General features: G+C 39.5%; 12 protein-coding genes and 1 pseudogene. 7 read left to right on the top strand and 6 right to left on the bottom strand.

The features are described from left to right. The first annotated feature begins 5 nt into the window (after positions 1–5). Complete coding sequence (locus tag H6G79_RS10995; RefSeq protein WP_190588681.1) at positions 6–884, top strand: DUF4349 domain-containing protein; 879 nt, start codon at positions 6–8, stop codon at positions 882–884. 74 nt (positions 885–958) lie between these two features. Here H6G79_RS10995 and H6G79_RS11000 read toward each other — a convergent pair whose 3' ends face one another. Further along, a complete protein-coding gene (locus H6G79_RS11000) occupies positions 959–1168 on the bottom strand; it encodes a DUF6887 family protein (RefSeq protein ID WP_396019793.1) in 210 nt (69 codons plus the stop codon). A gap of 74 nt (positions 1169–1242) precedes the next feature. Between H6G79_RS11000 and H6G79_RS37305 the strand changes: the two genes are divergently transcribed. The 5 genes from H6G79_RS37305 (at position 1243) to H6G79_RS11020 (ending at position 9247) form a co-directional block, all read left to right on the top strand. Then, positions 1243–1374 carry a hypothetical protein gene (locus H6G79_RS37305; RefSeq protein WP_277877233.1) on the top strand — a complete coding sequence of 44 codons (132 nt, stop codon included), beginning with the start codon at positions 1243–1245 and terminating at the stop codon, positions 1372–1374. Positions 1375–1473: 99 nt separating this feature from the next. Next, entirely contained in the window at positions 1474–3006 is a 1533-nt protein-coding gene (locus tag H6G79_RS11005) for a SagB/ThcOx family dehydrogenase (protein WP_190588682.1), read from the top strand. Positions 3007–3584: 578 nt separating this feature from the next. Next, on the top strand, positions 3585–5276 hold the full coding sequence (locus H6G79_RS11010; protein WP_190588683.1) for a histidine kinase dimerization/phosphoacceptor domain -containing protein: 1692 nt from the start codon (positions 3585–3587) through the stop codon (positions 5274–5276). A 92-nt stretch (positions 5277–5368) separates the two neighbouring features. Continuing rightward, positions 5369–6886, top strand: coding sequence for an ATP-binding protein (locus H6G79_RS11015; protein WP_190588684.1), 1518 nt, complete (start codon positions 5369–5371; stop codon positions 6884–6886). A gap of 150 nt (positions 6887–7036) precedes the next feature. After that, positions 7037–9247: an EAL domain-containing protein gene (locus tag H6G79_RS11020; protein WP_190588685.1), complete on the top strand. Its 2211-nt coding sequence runs from the start codon at positions 7037–7039 to the stop codon at positions 9245–9247. Positions 9248–9267: 20 nt separating this feature from the next. Here H6G79_RS11020 and H6G79_RS11025 read toward each other — a convergent pair whose 3' ends face one another. From H6G79_RS11025 to xth, 5 genes are all read right to left on the bottom strand, one after another. Further along, positions 9268–12285, bottom strand: coding sequence for an AAA family ATPase (locus H6G79_RS11025; RefSeq protein ID WP_190588686.1), 3018 nt, complete (start codon positions 12283–12285; stop codon positions 9268–9270). Continuing rightward, complete coding sequence (locus H6G79_RS11030) at positions 12272–13450, bottom strand: exonuclease SbcCD subunit D (RefSeq protein WP_190588687.1); 1179 nt, start codon at positions 13448–13450, stop codon at positions 12272–12274. The genes H6G79_RS11025 and H6G79_RS11030 overlap by 14 nt, the downstream gene beginning before the upstream one ends. An 8-nt stretch (positions 13451–13458) precedes the next feature. After that, on the bottom strand, positions 13459–15225 hold the full coding sequence (locus tag H6G79_RS11035; protein WP_190588688.1) for an ATP-binding protein: 1767 nt from the start codon (positions 15223–15225) through the stop codon (positions 13459–13461). Next, a complete protein-coding gene (locus H6G79_RS11040) occupies positions 15222–16268 on the bottom strand; it encodes a hypothetical protein (RefSeq protein WP_190588689.1) in 1047 nt (348 codons plus the stop codon). Before H6G79_RS11040 ends, H6G79_RS11035 begins: the two co-directional genes overlap by 4 nt. Before the next feature lie 232 nt (positions 16269–16500). Beyond that, positions 16501–17286 (bottom strand): exodeoxyribonuclease III, encoded by a 786-nt coding sequence (gene xth / locus H6G79_RS11045; protein WP_190588690.1) that lies wholly within the window; start codon positions 17284–17286, stop codon positions 16501–16503. A 460-nt stretch (positions 17287–17746) separates the two neighbouring features. Between xth and H6G79_RS11050 the strand changes: the two are divergent. Then, positions 17747–18173, top strand: a pseudogene (locus H6G79_RS11050) (glycosyltransferase); the annotation flags it as partial. Between the last annotated feature and the right edge of the window lie 188 nt (positions 18174–18361).

The raw sequence follows: 18361 nt of genomic DNA on the forward strand, positions 1-18361 counted from the left end.
GAATTATGACTTTTGATTTACCATTACCACGCAAATCAACCTTACTTGTGGGTGCTTTACTAGGAGGGGTTGTTTTTACTAGCTGTGCTGCTCAAGATTTTTCTACTAAATCATTACCGCCAATTGCCAGCCAAGAGCAAGCTGCACCAACGGCTAATAATCTCGTCGCCCAAGCAGAAGCAGCACCAGTCACCAGGGCGCGTCCCCAATTAATCAAAAAAGCCACAATGACAATTGTGGTGAACTCTGTCGAAAACAGCATTAATGCAGTTTCACAGATTATTGCAAAACAGCAAGGTGATTTGATTGGGTTAAATGAAATGCAGCCCACAAAACAAAATTTCCGTCACACTGCATCTATACAGTTGCGAGTGCCGCAAAACTTATTAGAACCGACCTTAGAAGAATTAGCTAAATTAGGTACAATCGAAAGTCGTAATATTACAGCCGAGGATGTAGGCGATCGCTTGGTGGATATCCAAGCTAGATTAACTAATCTCCGCAAAACCGAAGTAAATTTACAAAAAATTATGGACAGGGCTGGTTCTGTGCGCGATGTGTTGAGTGTTGCTCAAGAACTCAGTCGAGTCCGAGAATCTATTGAGCAAATTGACGCTCAACTCAAAAGCTTGCAAAATCAAGTCGCCTACTCCACCATTACCTTAAATCTAGAAGCAGCTGTATCTAGTAACAGTCCCCAACGTGCGCTAGGTTCACAAATTCAAGAAACTTGGAATAATTCGACTCAATCTCTAGGCAGCTTGACTGTTGGGCTATTAAAGTTAGGTATATGGTTAATAGTCTACACCCCTTATTTGTTGATTTTAGCTGCGGGTGTCTACGGTTTTCTCCGTTGGCGACGCACTCGTGAACTCCAACGCTAAGGACAAATTGTGAGAAAGTGGGGAAAAGCAGAGTGTTGATCACAAGAAATCATGAGTGCGATCGCATAACAAAATTAAGCATCACTCACTCGTGCCTTGATTAGCTGCTCTAACTGTTTGAGATCCTGCTCATTGAGTCCGCCGCTTTGTCGAATTACACCAGGTTCATTTTGTAGTCGTGCCATATATATCCGTAAAGCTTCTTCATCCTCACGGTGAGTTAGAACATAAGTTCTGAGTTCTTTTCGACTCATTTTTTGAAAGTCAGGCTTCAGTGTCATCATCAAACTCCCAGTGTCTTTGAAGTGACTGGCATTGTAGAGAAACTTGGAACAATTCGACCCAATCTCTAGGCAGCTTGACTGTTGGGCTATTAAAGTTAGGTATATGGTTAATAGTCTACACCCCTTATTTATTGATTTTAGCTGCGGGTGTCTACGGTTTTCTCCGTTGGCGACGCACTCATACACCAGGAGAAACTAGAAATTAAGAACCTGACTCTTTCATGGGATTGTACCGCGTAACACGAAATAATGAGCCAGATGAATGCCAAGATCAAAAAAGCAAGCCCTAGGGTATTGAAAGTACTATGCCAGAAATCCACCAATCTATTGCACAGCACTACCACGAACGTACTAAATATGACCCTCAAACCCTAGCCGCGAAAAATCAGAGGCTAGACTGGGCTAAACAGCCAGTACCTTTTAAAGAGTATAAAATTGGCTCGGTTTTTGATCTGAAACCTTACCTGCAAGAATCGTTAGAACCCTTGGCTGCTCAAGCAGATGCAGGGTGGTGGCAAAGACTGTCTCGTTTACTGTTTCGGAGTTACGGGTTAACTGCCAGAATGCCTTCTATGGGTAGCGCAGTTTATTTGCGTTCTGCGCCTAGTGCTGGTGGGTTATATCCCGCAGAGGTGTATGTAGTTTCTCGCGGTACACCCATGCTCCCCGCCGGACTTTATAACTATCAGTGTCGCACTCATTCATTGATGTTGTATTGGGAAAATGATGTGTGGCGAGCTTTGCAAGATGCTTGTTTTTGGCATCCGGCGTTAGAAGGTACGCAATTGGCAATTGTGGTGACTGCGGTTTTTTATCGTTCGGCTTGGCGGTATGAAGACAGAGCTTATCGGCGAATTTTTCTGGATACAGGGCATTTGTTGGGGAATATTGAGTTAGCAAGTGCGATTACTGATTACCGTCCCCACTTGATTGGCGGTTTTGTTGACGATGCGGTTAATGATTTATTGTATATTGATCCGCAGCAAGAAGGTGCGATCGCAGTTTTGGCGATGGCAGACTTATTAGATATTCAGCAAAATTTGTCTACCGGATGCACCGCTTTACCTTCCGCCACAGAAACTAAATATCCCCCCATCCCTGATGGTGAGTTGCTGAAATATTTCCATCGTCACACCCAAATTCAATCAGGTATTACTGGTAAGTTGAATTTACCAGCAGTGAAACAAGAAAGGTCTTTGGAAGACAAATATAATTTCCCTTTCTGTCTGAAAATTCCCACCGCTACCACACCAATTGACTGGGGGATAAATCTCTCCAGTTTAGAAGCGACTATCCATAAGCGTCGTTCTACTCGTGCTTATAGTGGTGATGATTTAACCTTTGATGAACTCAAAGCTTTATTAGATTTTACCTACCAGCCCCAAAATTACATCGACCAACATCTTGACCGGAATCCCGACTACTTTGACCTCAATTTAATTGAAACATTTATTGCCGTGAGTGGAGTCAAAGGCTTGGAATCTGGCTGTTATTATTACGCGCCCAAAGCCCAAGAACTGCGCCAGATTCGGTTTAAAAACTTCCGGCGGGAATTACATTATCTGTGCTTGGGTCAAGATTTAGGCAGAGATGCGGCGGCGGTTGTCTTTCATACCGCAGACCTGAAAGCCGCTATTGCTCAGTATGGCGATCGCGTTTATCGTTATTTACACATGGATGCTGGGCATTTGGGTCAACGCTTAAATTTAGCCGCAGTCCATCTCAATTTGGGCGTGAGCGGTATTGGTGGTTTTTTTGATGACCAAGTAAATGAAGTTCTGGGTATTCCTACAGATGAAGCTGTTCTCTACATTACTACGTTAGGAAGACCAAGATAAAACAACAGGACTGACGATATTTCCGCCGCGAGTGCAACGACGAGATCGACTGCACTCTGCGGTAAGTCATCAGGACTTACCCACAAAGATGATCAAATTGGGTGTAAGGGTTTTAAATACTTACACCCTCATACCCTCAATACGGTTCGGTTAACAAATATCTGTTGAGGTGAGCAGGGGGGCGGAGGAGCTTCAGGTGCAGGGGAGAGCGTACCTTCCTTCCCCCTTTCACCCCTTTCACCCCTGCACCCTGTTCTAAAACCTTATTTTTTCGTTTTTTTGCGTAAGTCCTAACCATAACAAGTGTGTAGTCGGATATGATTAGGACTTACGCACCAAGATTGTCTGTGGAGATTGGGTTTAGGGGTGAAAGGGTATGGGGTGTAAGAGTTTTAGATACATACACCCCTATACCCCTACACCCTTGATTTTTCGTCTTACTACGTAAGTCCTAATGATATCACTTGACATAAAATATAGTGGTAAATGTCCAGCCAACAAAGACCAAAGTTTTTCTCAAAACTCAATATGATTCATATAGTTGGAATAACCGATGCTTTAAATATCACTTTATAATTATGGATGATGATTTCATATTTACTAACAATCCTTCTCCCATTTGGATATACGATAGCCAAAGCTGGCAATTTCTAAATGTAAATGGGGCGGCGATTAGTAAGTATGGTTATTCAAAAAAACAATTTCTGCAAATGCAAGTTACTGACTTGTATCATGCAGAATATCAACCGATTTTATTAGATATTATTAGGAATCATCACAATCAGCTAAGTTTTAATTTTCAATGTCAACATCGTTGTTGTGATGGCAAATATATTGATGTTGAAATCTTTACATACTCCATAGAATATCAAAAGAAAAATGCTCATTTAGTTTATATTCAAGATGTTAGCCGGGAGAAAAAAATAAAGCATCATCTCCTAGCAGCAGATTTTCCAACTCCTGTGCAAGATGGTCGCCTTTTAAAAACATCTTGGACTAATTGTCAAATGATTGCTATCTGTCAAGATATCACCAATTATAAGCAAACAGAACAGGCTTTAAAAACTCAGTTAGCACGAGAACAATTAATGCGAACTGTAGTCCAAAGAATTCACCAATCTTTGAATTTACAAGATATCCTCAATGCTACAGTGCAAGAAGTACGACATTTACTGCAAGTAGAGCGGGTGATTGTTTATCAATTTGCGCCTGATAAGAGTGGTAAAGTCGTTGCCGAGTCAGTGGAGGCGGGGTGGAGAGAATCTTTAGGTGTCCAAATTGAAGATACTTGTTTTCAAAGTGGGGCAGGCGTAGATTATTATTATGGGCGGAAACGAGCGATCGCCAATATTTACACAGCCGGACTGACAGATTGTCATATTCGACTGTTAGAGCAATTTGAAGTCAAGGCTAACTTAGTTGTACCAATTTTAGTAGAAGTCGGTGGCAACAATACTAGCTCTCGACTTTGGGGCTTGCTGGTTGCACATCAGTGTTCTCGTACAAGACAATGGGAAGACAATCAACTAGACTTGCTGGATCAACTTTCAGTGACAATTGCGATCGCTATTCAACAATCTAGTATATTTCAGCAAGCTCAAACAGAATTAGCAGAACGGCAAAAAGCCGAAAGCGAATTGCGGAGTGCTTTAGCTGAAAAAGAAATTCTCTTAAAAGAAGTACATCATCGTGTCAAAAATAATTTGCAAATCGTTTCGAGTTTATTAGAACTCCAATCTCAGACTCTCATCGATCCAGAAGTAATTAGAGTTTTTCAAGATAGTCAAAATCGCATTGATTCCATTTCCTTAATTCATAAAAACCTATACACTTCCCCCAACATCGGACAATTAGATGTAGTTGATTATATCCAAAGTTTAGCAACTAGCATTTTAATATCTTACCAAAATGGGCTAGAGAGAATAGAATTAAAAACTGATATTTCCCCCATTAGTCTCAATATTGATCAAGCGATCGCTTGTGGTTTAATCCTTAACGAATTAATCTCTAACTCCCTCAAACATGCCTTCCCCAAGGATCAGAAAGGTATTATCACTATTACCCTAGAAAAAAATCATCATCATATCAAAATGTCTATTCAAGATAATGGTGTTGGGATACCCAATGATTTAGATTGGAGAAATAGCAATTCTTTAGGTCTATCTTTAGTATCTGACTTAGTTACAGAACAGCTAGAAGGCAGCATTACTTTAGAACGTAATCACGGTACAGTGTTTACTATCCAATTTCCCCAGTTCACTTTGGAGTAATATAGGAATCATAAAAAAATTCTCTTTCCTACTCTCTTACTTCCAGCCTGCACAGATAATATCAAACATCAAACCAGATTCATATATTTCTAATGGAGCCAGTGAAAATTTTAGTTGTTGAAGATGAAGTCATAGTTGCTAGAACCATTGCTAACCAACTAAATCAACTAGGATATACAGTCATCGGTACAGCTTCTTCAGGACAAGTTGCTATTGCTAAAGCCTTAGAAGGTAAACCAGAATTAGTGTTAATGGATGTCATCTTAAAAGGTGAGATGGATGGAATTACCGCCGCATCTCACATTCGAGAGCAGTTAGATATTCCGGTAATATTTCTCACGGCTTATGGTGATAATCAGACAGTACAGCGAGCTAAAACTACTCAACCATTTGGCTATATCATTAAACCTTTTACACCCAAAGATTTGCGGATAGCCATTGAAATTGGTTTATTAAAACATCAATTAGAACAGGACTTAAGAGAAAATCGAGATAGATTAGCTACTCTTTTAAACTCTATGAGTGATGCTGTCATTGCCACAAATGAACAAGGAATTGTGACATTTATTAACCCAGCAGCAGAGTCGCTAACAGGTTGGAAACAAACAGATGCTTTGGGTAAAGACATATCTAAAATTTTGCAGCTAGTTGATGAAGTCACCGAAACTTCTGTAGAAAACCCTGTGACTAGAGTTTTAAGGGAACAAAAGGTTGTCTATTTAAATGACTTTACATCATTAATTACAAAAGATGGCTCTAGAGTGCCTATTGGAGATAGTGCTTCTCCGATTATGCGACATCCTGGGCAAATCAATGGTGTCGTAGTGGTATTTTGGGATCTCAGCGAACGGCGACAAACACAATTACTCGAACAAGCATTGCTAAAAGAGCAAGAAGTTAACCAACTAAAATCCTTATTTATTTCTACGGTTTCTCATGAATTTCGGAATCCGTTAAGTGTGATTCAATCTTCAGTAGAATTGATTGAACTGCAAGGGGAAAATTTAACGGTAGAAAAAAGAAATACTTATTTAAACCGAATTAGTAATGCAGTGCAATCCATGAAACAACTCATGGAAGATGTGCTGTTTATGGGGAAAGCAGATGCAGGTAAATTGGAGTGTCATCCTCATCATCTAAATCTCGATGAATTTTGTCGAGAATTGTTAGCTGAATTTACGATGATTCATCCTACGGGCGCAGAAATTATTTATAACTGCCAGAGCGATCGCACCGATGCCTTGATGGATGAACAATTATTACGTTACATATTTACAAATTTACTCAGTAACGCTATTAAATATTCTCCCCCAGGTGAAAACATCTTATTTAAGTTAACTTGCGACTTAATTCATCAAGTAGCTATCTTTTGCATTCAAGACCAAGGAATTGGCATCCCCGAAGCTGATCAAGCCAGAATATTTGAATCATTTTATCGAGCTTCTAATGTCAAATCCATTCCAGGTACAGGCTTAGGATTAGTCATTGTGAAAAAGTGTGTAGAAGCACATCAAGGAGAAATTAGCATTCACAGTCAAGCTGGTGTTGGTAGCACATTTACAGTAACTTTGCCATTAAATTGTTCATCTCATAGAGATGATCAAGCATAATTTAGACATATACCAGAAGGCAGGAGGCAGGAGGCAGAAGACAGGAGTAAATATTACCAAATCTTCATTTACTTCAAGAGCAATTTATCTTTAAAATCTACATTTGGGGGCAAACTAAAAGAAGTCAGATCATTAAAAATTGTGTTTTCTATGAGCCAGAAATGTCCTACTTCCAAAACTTGTGCTTGTTGTCATCTTGCACGTTGCCAAAGCCAGGAAGCAGGCAGAATTTTTCTCTGGTTTCCTGTTTCCCATACCTTAACAAAAGTCACAAATTACTTGCAGCAGTCTGAGCTAAAGTATGAACTCATGCAAGAGCGTCCGGGGTTAAGTGTAGACTGTAAACCCGGACAAGCCCAGGAAATTGCTCGAAAACTAGCTAAACTTTTAGCGCCAAGAGAGTTGCAAGAGACGCAAGTTTTGTTTATTCGCGGTGCTATTCAACCGCAACTGCAAGACTTTAGTGATATTGTTTCATTACAACGCTTCATTAAGTTTAATCAATCTGACTGGCTAGTAGATATGCTGGCCAAAGAACAATTCACGAGTTACTTTCAACCAATTGTTTCAATTCAGAATACGTCCCAAGTTTATGGATATGAGTCGCTGTTACGTGGCTTAGATGAACAAGGTAATTTATTGTCAATAGAACCAATATTAGAATTAGCAACAGAAGCTGGACTGATACCCCAATTAGACCGACTGGCTCGCCTCAAAAGCATCACGGAATTTAGCCGTCATCAAGTCAACGGGAAAATTTTTATCAATTTTTCACCCACAGCATTGTATGACCCCGTTTCTTGTCTCCGTAGTACAGTCGCCGCAATTGATCAAGCAGGTATTTCCCATGAACGGGTTGTTTTTGAAGTTGTCGAGTCAGATAATCCTCAAGATTTAGCTCACCTCAAAGCCGTATTGCAATTTTACCGAGATTCAGGGTTTTCAGTTGCCTTGGATGATCTTGGCTCTGGTTATTCTGGTTTGAACTTGTTGCATCAGCTACGCCCAGACTTTATCAAGTTAGATATGGAGTTAATTCGAGATGTGCATCAAGATTTGTATAAAGCTTCAATTACCGAGAAAATTTTGGAAATTGCCCAAAAGTTAAATATCTATACCGTTGCCGAAGGAATTGAGTGTATTGAAGAATTAAATTGGTTAAGAGAAAGAGGCGCGACTTTTGCTCAAGGCTATTTAATTGCTAAACCTCATCCTGAACCTGTGACGATAACTCCGCACTTTGATGCGATCGCCTTAAGTTTAGCATCGGTGGATGATCAACCAATCAAGCAGCAGGTAAAACACCAAAGTGAGTCTGAACGCATTGTTGCTGCTGTCACCCAGCGTATCCGCAAATCTTTAGAGTTAAACGAAATTTTGCAAACCACAGCCGATGAAGTGCGACAATTGTTTGCTGTAGACCGAGTGGTAATTTATCGCTTTGAACCAGACTGGAGTGGGTTAGTCGCTGTCGAGTCTTTAGCACCAGGTTGTATGTCTTTGTTGGGATGGAATGTGATGGATACTTGTTTTCTTTCCACCCGCGCCGATTATTACCAGCAAGGCAATACCAGAGCAATTGAAAATATAGAAAATGAAGGACTATCACCTTGTCACATTCAACTGTTGCGGAAGTTACAAATTCGGGCAAACTTGGTTGTACCGATTCTGCAACAAGAGCGTTTATGGGGATTATTAATTGCTCATCAATGTAGTAGTACTAGACAATGGCGGCAATCGGAGATTAATTTATTTAACCAGTTAGCCGAACAAGCTGCGATCGCCATTCACCAATCGGAACTCTACCATAAATTACAAAAAGCAAACCAAGAATTACAGCGTCTTGCGGCTTCTGATGGTCTGACTCAAGTAGCGAATCGGCGCTGCTTTGATGACACACTTAACAACGAATGGCAAAGATTAGCCAGGGAACAAGCTTACTTATCTTTAATTTTATGTGATGTCGATTGTTTTAAACTCTACAACGATACTCATGGACATCTGGCGGGAGACGATGCTTTAAGAAATGTTGCCCAAGCAATTTCTCAGATCATTAAACGCCCTGCGGATTTAGTAGCTCGCTATGGCGGCGAAGAATTTGCCATTATTTTACCTTATACCAATGCTGAAGGTGCGATCGCAGTTGCCACAGAAATTCAAACTCATATCCGTGCATTGCAATTGCCACATCCCAAGTCTGAAGTCAATCAATTCATTACCCTTAGTCTCGGTGTCGCAACCATCATTCCCAATCATCAATCGTCCCCTGCAACCTTAATTGCTGCTGCTGATCAAGGACTGTATCAGGCAAAAGCCCAAGGGCGAAACTGTATAGTACAGATTGACTGTGAAAGATGCTAAGGTCAATTAAAATTTGAGGTTCAATTTATCATAATTCGAGAGCCTTCAGGAGATTTTTCTACTTTGATTTGTGTTCCTAACTGTTCTCCTAGCGCAGAAACATGAGTAATCACACCTACTAATTTATCTTGTTCACCCAATGACTGTAGAATACTTGAGACGCTTTGGAGAGTTTCTGCATCTAATGTTCCAAAGCCCTCATCTATAAACAAACTGCCTAACTTAGCTCCTCTTGACAGCCTTTCTGAGAGTGCTAAAGCCAAAGATAAAGAAGTCGCAAAAGTTTCCCCACCGGATAATGTTTGTATTCGTCTTGGTTCGCCACCGCTCCAATTATCTTCTACAGAGTATTTTTTATCAGCATATTTCAAGGCGTAGCGATGTTCTGTCAGTTCCTTTAAAAATACTGTTGCTTGTTCTACTAACTCCTGCTGAAAATTCTGGAGAATATACTCTTGAAAGCGATCCGATTTTAACTCTTTGGATAAGATACGATACGTTTCTAAATCTTCCTGTTTCGCAGATAATCGAAGTTGTAATGTTGCTGATTCTGCTTGTTGTTCTTCAGCTTTAGTAATCCAAAGTTTTAAATTATTATATTCATCTTGTGTTTGCTTACGCTTTTCTTCGGTATTCACAACAGATTGCTCATGCTGGGCAATTATTTCTGGATTTGTGATCTGATCGCCGATTTCATTAGTTTCCTGGATAATCAGAGTTTCTAACTTAAGTTTTTCATTGTCATATTTTGTAATTTGTCCCTGCCACATATTTTGTTGTTCCGGTGATGCTTTACTCGCCTCAAAACCTGCTTCTGTCAAATTTTCTAATGACAAGCGAGTTTGCCATTCAGTTTCTATGCTTAATTTTTCAGTGGAAGCTAAATCAAAGTCTTCTCGTGCTTTTAAATCATTTTGTTGAGCCTGGATAAATTCATCATTGGCAGTTCTAAAAAACTTATCGGCTTGCTGAAGACGCTCGTCTAAATCGTGTTTAGCTTGTTCTAGTTTTCGGGATAAATTATCGTAAGTATCGCCATCAGTAAGTTGTGATAATTTCTCTACAGTTTCCTGAAGTTGTGTTTGTTGGTGTTCTACTTCACTGAGTGCGTCTTGATGCTGGGCTTGGGTATCTGATAACTTATTTTTTGCAAAGTTTAAATTTTGTTCACTGGCTTTAAATTCAACATCTGCTTTGTCTTTTTTACTTAAATATTCTTGATATTTAGTATTACTTTCTTGTAATTCTTTGTATTCATGCTGAAGTGCCTTAATATCCCATTTATCTATTTTTAAGATAGCAGTAATTTGTTGGTTTTCTGCCTGTAAATCTGCTTCTTTATCGGCTAATATTTGGCGGTATTCAGTTTCTTGTTTTTTCAGTTCTTCTATTGTGGTTGCAGCTTTAGTTTTATCATCAGCAGCTTTTTGACGGTTTTGTTCAGCCATGCGAACGCGTCTCTCTAATGCTTGGATATCCTGTGAAGCTTCTAGTTGTGGTAACAAGTGGTCTTCTGAATATACTCCGCCACAAACTGGACAATCATCACCAGTATGGAGCATGGCACGTAAAGCAGAAGCATGATTTTTTTGCCTTACAGTATCTAATTTAACCCGAATTTGCTCACATTCTTCTAGGTATTTTTGCAGACTTAAAATAGTAGACTGATAGTTATCATCAGCCGTTGTTAATTGTTGAGCAATTTGTTGTAATTTTAAGCGATCGCTGTCAACTTGCTTTTGAAGACCTTCCCATTTAATTAATAATGGCGAGGCTTGTTTAAGCTGTTCTAGTCTTGTACCACCAAGTGAATATTGAGTAAGTTCATTATTTGCTTTAGCCAATATCTGTTTTTTCTCAGTTAATTCAGCTTCAGCCTTCGCTACAGCTTTACTAGCTTCAGTTACCAAATTAGATTTGTCTGCTAAAATTTTTTTGAACCGTTTGAGTTCCTCGCTCAATTTACAACGTTGTTCTTCATAAACTTTGCCGGCATTAAGCGCAGCTTCTCGCTGTTTTAACTGTGGTGTTATCTCAGCCTGATAGGCTTGTACTTGACTTAAATTATCCTGCTGAATTTTCAAAGCTGATTCTTTATCAATCAAAGCTTTGGCAGCATTCTTGGCGGCAGTTTGGGTGCTATGATAACGAGTACGTGCAGAATTGACTGATGTGTAAATAGCTGATAAGCGATCGCAAACTCGCGCTTGCTCTAATTGCCGTTTTAAATCACTTATTTTTGTAGCCTGTTTGTTTAATGCCTCAAGTTGCTGTTGTCGCTCTGCTAAAATTTGAAGACACTGCAATAATCTTTTTTCTGCTTCTAAAACTGTTTTTGCATTGGCAATGGCTGTATTTAATTGAGGTAGTTCTTGTTCTAAAATATGATAACGGTTGCGCCAAGAATTTAGTTCAACATCCGATGTTAAATTTAAAGTTTTCAATCGTTCTTCGATTGCCTTGCACTCCCCTTCAAGAAGATTGGCTTCCTTCTCCGCCTGTTGACGCATATCTTCTAAAATTTGGTAGCCAGTCAGTTTTCGTAAAATTTCTCGGCGTTCCGTAGCTTCACTTTTAAGGAATTTATCGAATTGTCCTTGAGGTAAAAAGATAACTTTGGTAAAAGTATCAAAATTCATCCTCAAAATATTCTCAATTGCCGTATTAATTTCTGTCTCCCTTTGTTCTCCCAAAGGTTGCCAATCACCTTTAATTCGCTTTTCTAATTTGAAGTTAGTTTGCGATGTTTTAGCACGATATAGCCAGGAGCGAAAAACTTGATATTCAATATCATCTACTAAAAAACGTAATGATACTTGTAATCTTAAACTACCCTGACTCAATAATTCTTTGGGTTGAGTTTTACCACCAAATCTTGCCACCTTTCCATAAAGTGCTAAAGTCATGGCATCTAGCAAGGAAGATTTACCTGCACCAGTTGGGCCAGTAATAGCAAATAAATCTAATTTCTCGAAGGGAATCGTGGTCTGATTGCGAAAACTGGTAAAACCTTCTACTGTCAGTTCAAGTGGTCGCATCTTGGTTTTCCTTAATTTCTTTGTATAGTTGCTCAAACTTCGCCACAACAGCAGAATTTGGTGTTGTCTTTAATACATCTTGAAAATAGCGTTTAAATTCTTCTACTGGATCAAAATCTTCTCTGCTTACAGATTTTTCCTGATTTGGCTTAACTTCTGGATAACTTGGCTCAATTTGCAGCACTTTGTCACCACAAATTTTGCGAATTTTGTCAGCTAATCCCATTTGAGGTGTTTGTAGCTTAATAATCACCTTGAGATAACCAGAATAATCACGCAGAGGTTCTAGTTTTTCTTCGTAATCGCTCAGTTCACATTCGACTATCTGCAAAGGTTTTTGACAAGGAATAGATATAAATTGAGGTTTCGCGGGAGAACCTGGTTCAACATCAATCAGATAAAATCCCTTATCTTCCCCAACTTCACCAAAGTCTACTTGAATTAAAGAACCAGAATAGTATGTAGGAGCGGCAACAGGAATTTGTTGGGGTTTATGGATGTGTCCGAGAGCAATGTATTGAGCTTCAGCAGGTAGGCTTTGCCCAGCCAAGGCGTAGGTTTCTTTGGTGTGATGACGGGCTTCGGAATTGGCTAATCTCGCACCATCAATAGTGAGATGAGCCATGAAGATATTAACGCTGTCATCTTGAAAACCGCCCGCTAAATTGTTGAGGCATTTACTTAGCCTTTCTTTGTAGTTTCCTATTTGTTCCAACTCGTTCATTGTCCACAGATTCTCAACTGTTAACAGCCGTCTTTCCGAAGCAAAAGGCATAGCTGCAACGCGCAGTCTACCATTAGGGGTTTCCAAGCTAATCAAACCTCCCTGCTTTACATTACGAGGTTTACCTAGAATATGCACGCCAGCTAAAGATACAAGATTAGCTATGCCATCAAAACGGGAGGCGGAATCATGATTACCAGCGATCGCTATTGCGGGAATTTTGGCAGTTCGCAATCCTTCAAAAAACTGATATGCAACTCTCTCCGCCTCGGCTGGAGGGTTGGAAGTTTCAAAAATATCACCTGCGATTAATACCGCATCAACTTCTAATTCTTTGGCTTGTCGTAAAAGTTGCTGGAGAGCAAATTCAATTTCTGGGGTACGATCCTTGCCTTTAAGATGTCGCCCTAAATGCCAGTCAGATGTATGAATTAAACGCAAGATTCCTCCTAAAAACGATCAAAATCAGCTTCAATACTGGCGATTTCTGCTTGGCTCAAAAACACTTCCTCTTTGCGTGTCGCATAGGCAGGGAAGGGGAAATTCACCAAAATGGGCGCAGGAACTTCTGGTTGATGCACAAACATCGTGCCAGATTTAAGAAATAAGGCTCGTTTGCGACAAGAACCAGTGAGAAAGTTGTATTCAGGGCGTTCTGCTTCTGCGGAATCTAACCTACCTACAACACGGATAGCTGCTTGCCCAACAACACGCCGTTCAACTTCTGAAGCTGTTTGCTGTGCGCCAATTAATATGATTCCCAAAGAGCGTCCTCGTTCTGCAATGTCTACCAACAAATCTTTAATTGGGCTACGTCCATCGCGGGGGGCATATTTGTTTAACTCATCTAGGACGATAAAAACAACAGGCTCTCTTCCCTGTTTTTCTTTTTGAAAAAATAGTTTTTGTAGTAAAACACCCACAACAAATTTTTGGGCGCGGGCGGTAAGTTTGTGGATATCAGTTACAGTTAGTTGCGTATCTGAAGCTAGTGGATTGAGTTGATAGTTAGCAAGTTCATCTGGTGATAAATCACCTCGAATTAAATGGCTAACTTCACTACTAATACCGTATAAACGCCGAATCATTGCTTCTGCGGTAGCAGGTACATTTCGCCCTAACCAACGCCTATTTTCTTCTCTATCTTCATCATTGAGCAGTTTATCTTCTAAGAAGTCGATTAAATCTCTAAAACTTTTTATTTCTGTTTTACCTTCTTCTCCAAACGCTTCTACTTCTAAATGGGCTTGGAGTTTACGCCGCCGCTTTCTATCAATCTCGTCATTTTCTTCTGCTAGTCGTGCTAATCGTTCTTCTACAGTTGTTACTAAATAAGATAAATTCCCCCTGTCTAAATCTTCGCCTGTGAACAAAAAACGAAATAGGCGATCGCGGCACAGTTCCCGAATACTCCACAAATAGACTGATATCCCTTCAGAACGTTGTTCTAAATCAGAGTCAACCGTCCGAGAATCTTTTTTAGGAGCAGCACGAAAACTTGTACTTTTAAAAGGCTGTACTGGCAATTTTAAAATTTCATATTTACTTTGGTTTTTGCCATTAACAGAATTTCCATAAGTTTGATTAAGTTTATCTAAAAAGAATAAATCTTCGCCTTTAACATTAAAAATGAGTGCTTTTGTATTAGCTTTATAAGACCCTAAAACAGGAGAATTAAAAATAGAATATAACAAAAATAAAGCATAAGAAGTTTTAGTTGCGACTCCAGAAACACCGGAGATATTTACATGAGCGCCTTTCTCTCCATTAATAAATGAATAGTTAAAATAAGCTGCATTACCATTATTCATAATACCAGCCGGAATCGGGGTATCCATGCTGTCAAAATATAATGCCGATGCCAGTTGCTTATCTACGGCTAGGTAAACCTTATCGCCTGGTTGAGGCGGTAAATATTCTTCGGGTTCAATTCTGGTAACTTGAACGTGAGCAGTATATGAAATATTGACAGGTAAAGTTCCCTTTTTTGCTACTAATAAAGTATCAGTATCAAACTGCGCTCCTTCGTATTGAGTGCGAACATAATCAACCACGCCATAAAAATGAACAATTCCCTCACCATCAGGGCGTTTAGTTTCCACTGCTACAACATCATCTAGGCGTAAAACTTTCTCTGTGTCTACTGCTATCCAAAATTCCAAAGGAGTAGCTTCTTGAGTACCAAGCACATAACCAATTGCTTCAGAAGATGTCATTGATTTTTTCCAAAAGATGCTAAAAAGTTTTGTAATCGCCGCTTAATTAATGTTGCGTCACCCATACGTCTGCCTAATTCCCGTTCCAAAGCGCCAACAGGTGCAAGGTTTTGTGGTGCGCGGGGATCTCTTGATGGATGGGAAGCATAATAAGGGATTAAATGGCAAGTTTGATTTGCTATTTCTTTAGCTTTTTCTAAAGGTACTTCGCTAGATAATTCCAGCCGCACAATACCATATAAATCGTGATAACCAAGTTGTTGTGGTAAATGTTGAAAATCACCAGATTTTAAATACCATGAATACTGTGATCTATTTTGCAATTTAATTTTAAAAATAGGTGTGCGTTGTCCTGGCGATAATTTCCATAGTAGAGCAGCATATTTTTCAGGTAAGTATTGTCTGTGCATGGTCTTGATATAGCCCAAAGTAAAAACAGGCGATTCATTTCGCAATGAGCCATCCCGAATCACCAAAGTATCCGCATCTTTTATATCTAGTTTGCCTACTAACTCTTCTTCAGCTTTCAACATAGCTGTTTGGACAATTACTCCCCTTGCTGCTGGGGTATTGTCAAATTTACTGTTAAATGGTTCGTATGATAATGATTTTGCTTTGCTTCCCAAAGGGCAAGGAATGGTTGTTGATACAGCTTCTTGTTCGCCACTAAAACCCACAACTCGCTGAATATCAATTTGCTTTTCTAGATAACTCGCTTTGGGGATAGTTCTATCTACTACCACAGCACCTACAGCGATTGTGCCAAATACACCATAGATTATTGTGTTGCCATTGCTACCAACAATTGCAGCATCTAGCCGTCGCCGCCCGTCGATAAATATAAGTTTATAAGGTAGCGATCGCACCTGTTCAGGTTCAAAATTCTCCCAATCCTTAGAAGTCTCTACTGTAGGATCAACATCACTTTCTGATGGCGCAAGTTCTTCGCTGATTTGAATTGGCGGTTCATAGTCATTTCCCCAAGGTTCGAGGCGAAAGTTATGCGATCGCCAAAAGTCACTTACATCACTTTCCTCTAACATGACTTTTAGTTTTGCTCAGTAATTATTATGTTTTCAATATTACTCGCAATCAACTAATAGTTGCCAATAAATTCCCACTATTCACATGTTTGACTTTCGCCCACGTTACCTTGAGACAAATTTCATACTAAGTTGCGCTCAAACAGAATATTCCTAATATTCCTATTTCCTACTCTTCACTTCCTTCGCAATTTATATCTTTGAGAGCAAGTTAACCTCACAACTTTTCGGTCTATTCAAGTTCCACAACCACTGGTGTATGGTCGCTGGGTTGGGTTAATTTTCTGGGGTTCACATCAATAATGCAACTTTTGGCACGCTCATATAAAACTGGTGTGAGATAGTGATGATCAATACGCCAACCCAAGTTGCGGCGAAAGGCGGCTGTGCGATAATCCCACCAGCTATAATGTCCGCCTTCAGTAGTAAACTTACGAAAAGCATCAGCAAAGCCTAATTCCAGAATATCTCTCAAGGCTTGGCGTTCGGCTGGTGAGGACATAATATGGTTATCTGCATTTACCTTGTCGTGAATATCTATCGATTCCAGCGCAATATTAAAGTCACCACAAATGCAAATGGCTGATTGTGACTTCAGCAAAAATTGTAAATACTCCCTTAACACAGTCAACCAGCGTAACTTATATTCATATTTCTCGCTACCAATGGCAGAACCATTGGGTACATATAAATTTACAATCCGAATATCATCAATCACACCTGTAATTACGCGTTTCTGCTCATCCCATTCTGGTTCTAGGTGAGGCAAAATAGCTGTGAATCCTGCTGACACATCTTGTAGTGGTTGACGGGAAATGAGGGCGACACCGTTATAAGCTTTTTGTCCTGAGATTTGGAGATGGTAGCCTAATTCTACAAAAGGCGATCGCGGAAAATCGGCATCTATGACTTTTGTCTCTTGCAAACAAAGCACATCCACAGGATTCTCACTTAACCAATAGATCACCTGTTCTAGACGAGTGCGAATTGAATTAACATTCCAAGTTACAATTTTCATTTAGCTATTTATCGAAATTAATGCCTAAGATTCCTAGTTAACAAAATTTTAGTATTATTTAATCTTTATGTTAATGATCCTCGCAACTGCCGATTTTTAAACAGATTGTGACTCTGAGAAAATTGATCCCGTCCGGGATTTTTAGTATTTATGGCTACAAAATATAGTTTTTTGTAAGTTCCGCTACAAAATATTCAGACTAATTCTGATTCTCAAGGTAGATGAAAATCAAGGAAGGTGAGCTATATTTTAAAGGTGTAGACACTAAGTGACTACAACCTGTAAATAGTCTTAAATTTAGCGGACGACAGAGACGTTACTGTTAACTAATGTTGCACTCTTAAAGGTCAGTTAAGTTAATTGAAATCTTAAAAGAGTCAGTAAAAATGCTTTGTCTGCAAGAAAAGATTTTAATAATCTTTATAGCAAGACTTTCTGACAGCCTAAACCAAAACAATTTATGACAATCGCTCAGGTAGCCCCTTTAGGGAACGAGTTCCACCTCCAAATTATGGAGGAATTGAACTGGTAGTGAGTCGCTTGACCGATGAATTAGTGCATCGTGGCCATAAAGTAACTTTGTTTGCTTCTGGTGATTCACAAACTCTGGCTTGTTTAGGAGCAATTCATCCACAGGCTTTACGTTTAGACATTAATGTCCAAGAGTATGCAGTGTATGAAATGTTAGAACAGCGCCAAGCTGCGGAATTCGACATCATTCATTCTCATGTAGGAATTGGGGCATTACCCTTAGCGAGTTTGGTTACAACGCCCAGTGTGCATCCTCAGCACGGCAATTTTACAAAGGATGACTTAACGTCTACAGTCACCACTATAAGTAAGCTTACGTCAGTATGAGTAACGCTCAATGGCAAATTAATTTAAATTAGCTTGTCACAGTTGATCACGGAATTTTGCTTGCAGATTATCCGTTGATACCAAAAAATTGAGTCTTACTAAAATGGTTGATGGCTACGAAACAGCCTACAAAAAAATTATAAAAAATCGCATCAACCTCAACGGTTAAATCCATACCGCTCAAGGGCGGTAATAATTTACAACCTTTTTACCTGCA

The organism is Anabaena sp. FACHB-83 (assembly GCF_014697485.1).
Classification (GTDB): Bacteria; Cyanobacteriota; Cyanobacteriia; order Cyanobacteriales; family Nostocaceae; genus Nostoc_B.

Bases quoted from the DNA above. Each gene is read 5' to 3' on its own strand.
- xth (WP_190588690.1), bottom strand. From the start codon at position 17,286: ATGAAAATTGTAACTTGGAATGTTAATTCAATTCGCACTCGTCTAGAA.
- H6G79_RS11015 (WP_190588684.1), top strand. From the start codon at position 5,369: ATGGAGCCAGTGAAAATTTTAGTTGTTGAAGATGAAGTCATAGTTGCT.
- H6G79_RS11040 (WP_190588689.1), bottom strand. From the start codon at position 16,268: ATGTTAGAGGAAAGTGATGTAAGTGACTTTTGGCGATCGCATAACTTT.
- H6G79_RS11020 (WP_190588685.1), top strand. From the start codon at position 7,037: ATGAGCCAGAAATGTCCTACTTCCAAAACTTGTGCTTGTTGTCATCTT.
- H6G79_RS11000 (WP_396019793.1), bottom strand. From the start codon at position 1,168: ATGATGACACTGAAGCCTGACTTTCAAAAAATGAGTCGAAAAGAACTC.
- H6G79_RS10995 (WP_190588681.1), top strand. From the start codon at position 6: ATGACTTTTGATTTACCATTACCACGCAAATCAACCTTACTTGTGGGT.
- H6G79_RS11010 (WP_190588683.1), top strand. From the start codon at position 3,585: ATGGATGATGATTTCATATTTACTAACAATCCTTCTCCCATTTGGATA.
- H6G79_RS11035 (WP_190588688.1), bottom strand. From the start codon at position 15,225: ATGACATCTTCTGAAGCAATTGGTTATGTGCTTGGTACTCAAGAAGCT.
- H6G79_RS11025 (WP_190588686.1), bottom strand. From the start codon at position 12,285: ATGCGACCACTTGAACTGACAGTAGAAGGTTTTACCAGTTTTCGCAAT.
- H6G79_RS11005 (WP_190588682.1), top strand. From the start codon at position 1,474: ATGCCAGAAATCCACCAATCTATTGCACAGCACTACCACGAACGTACT.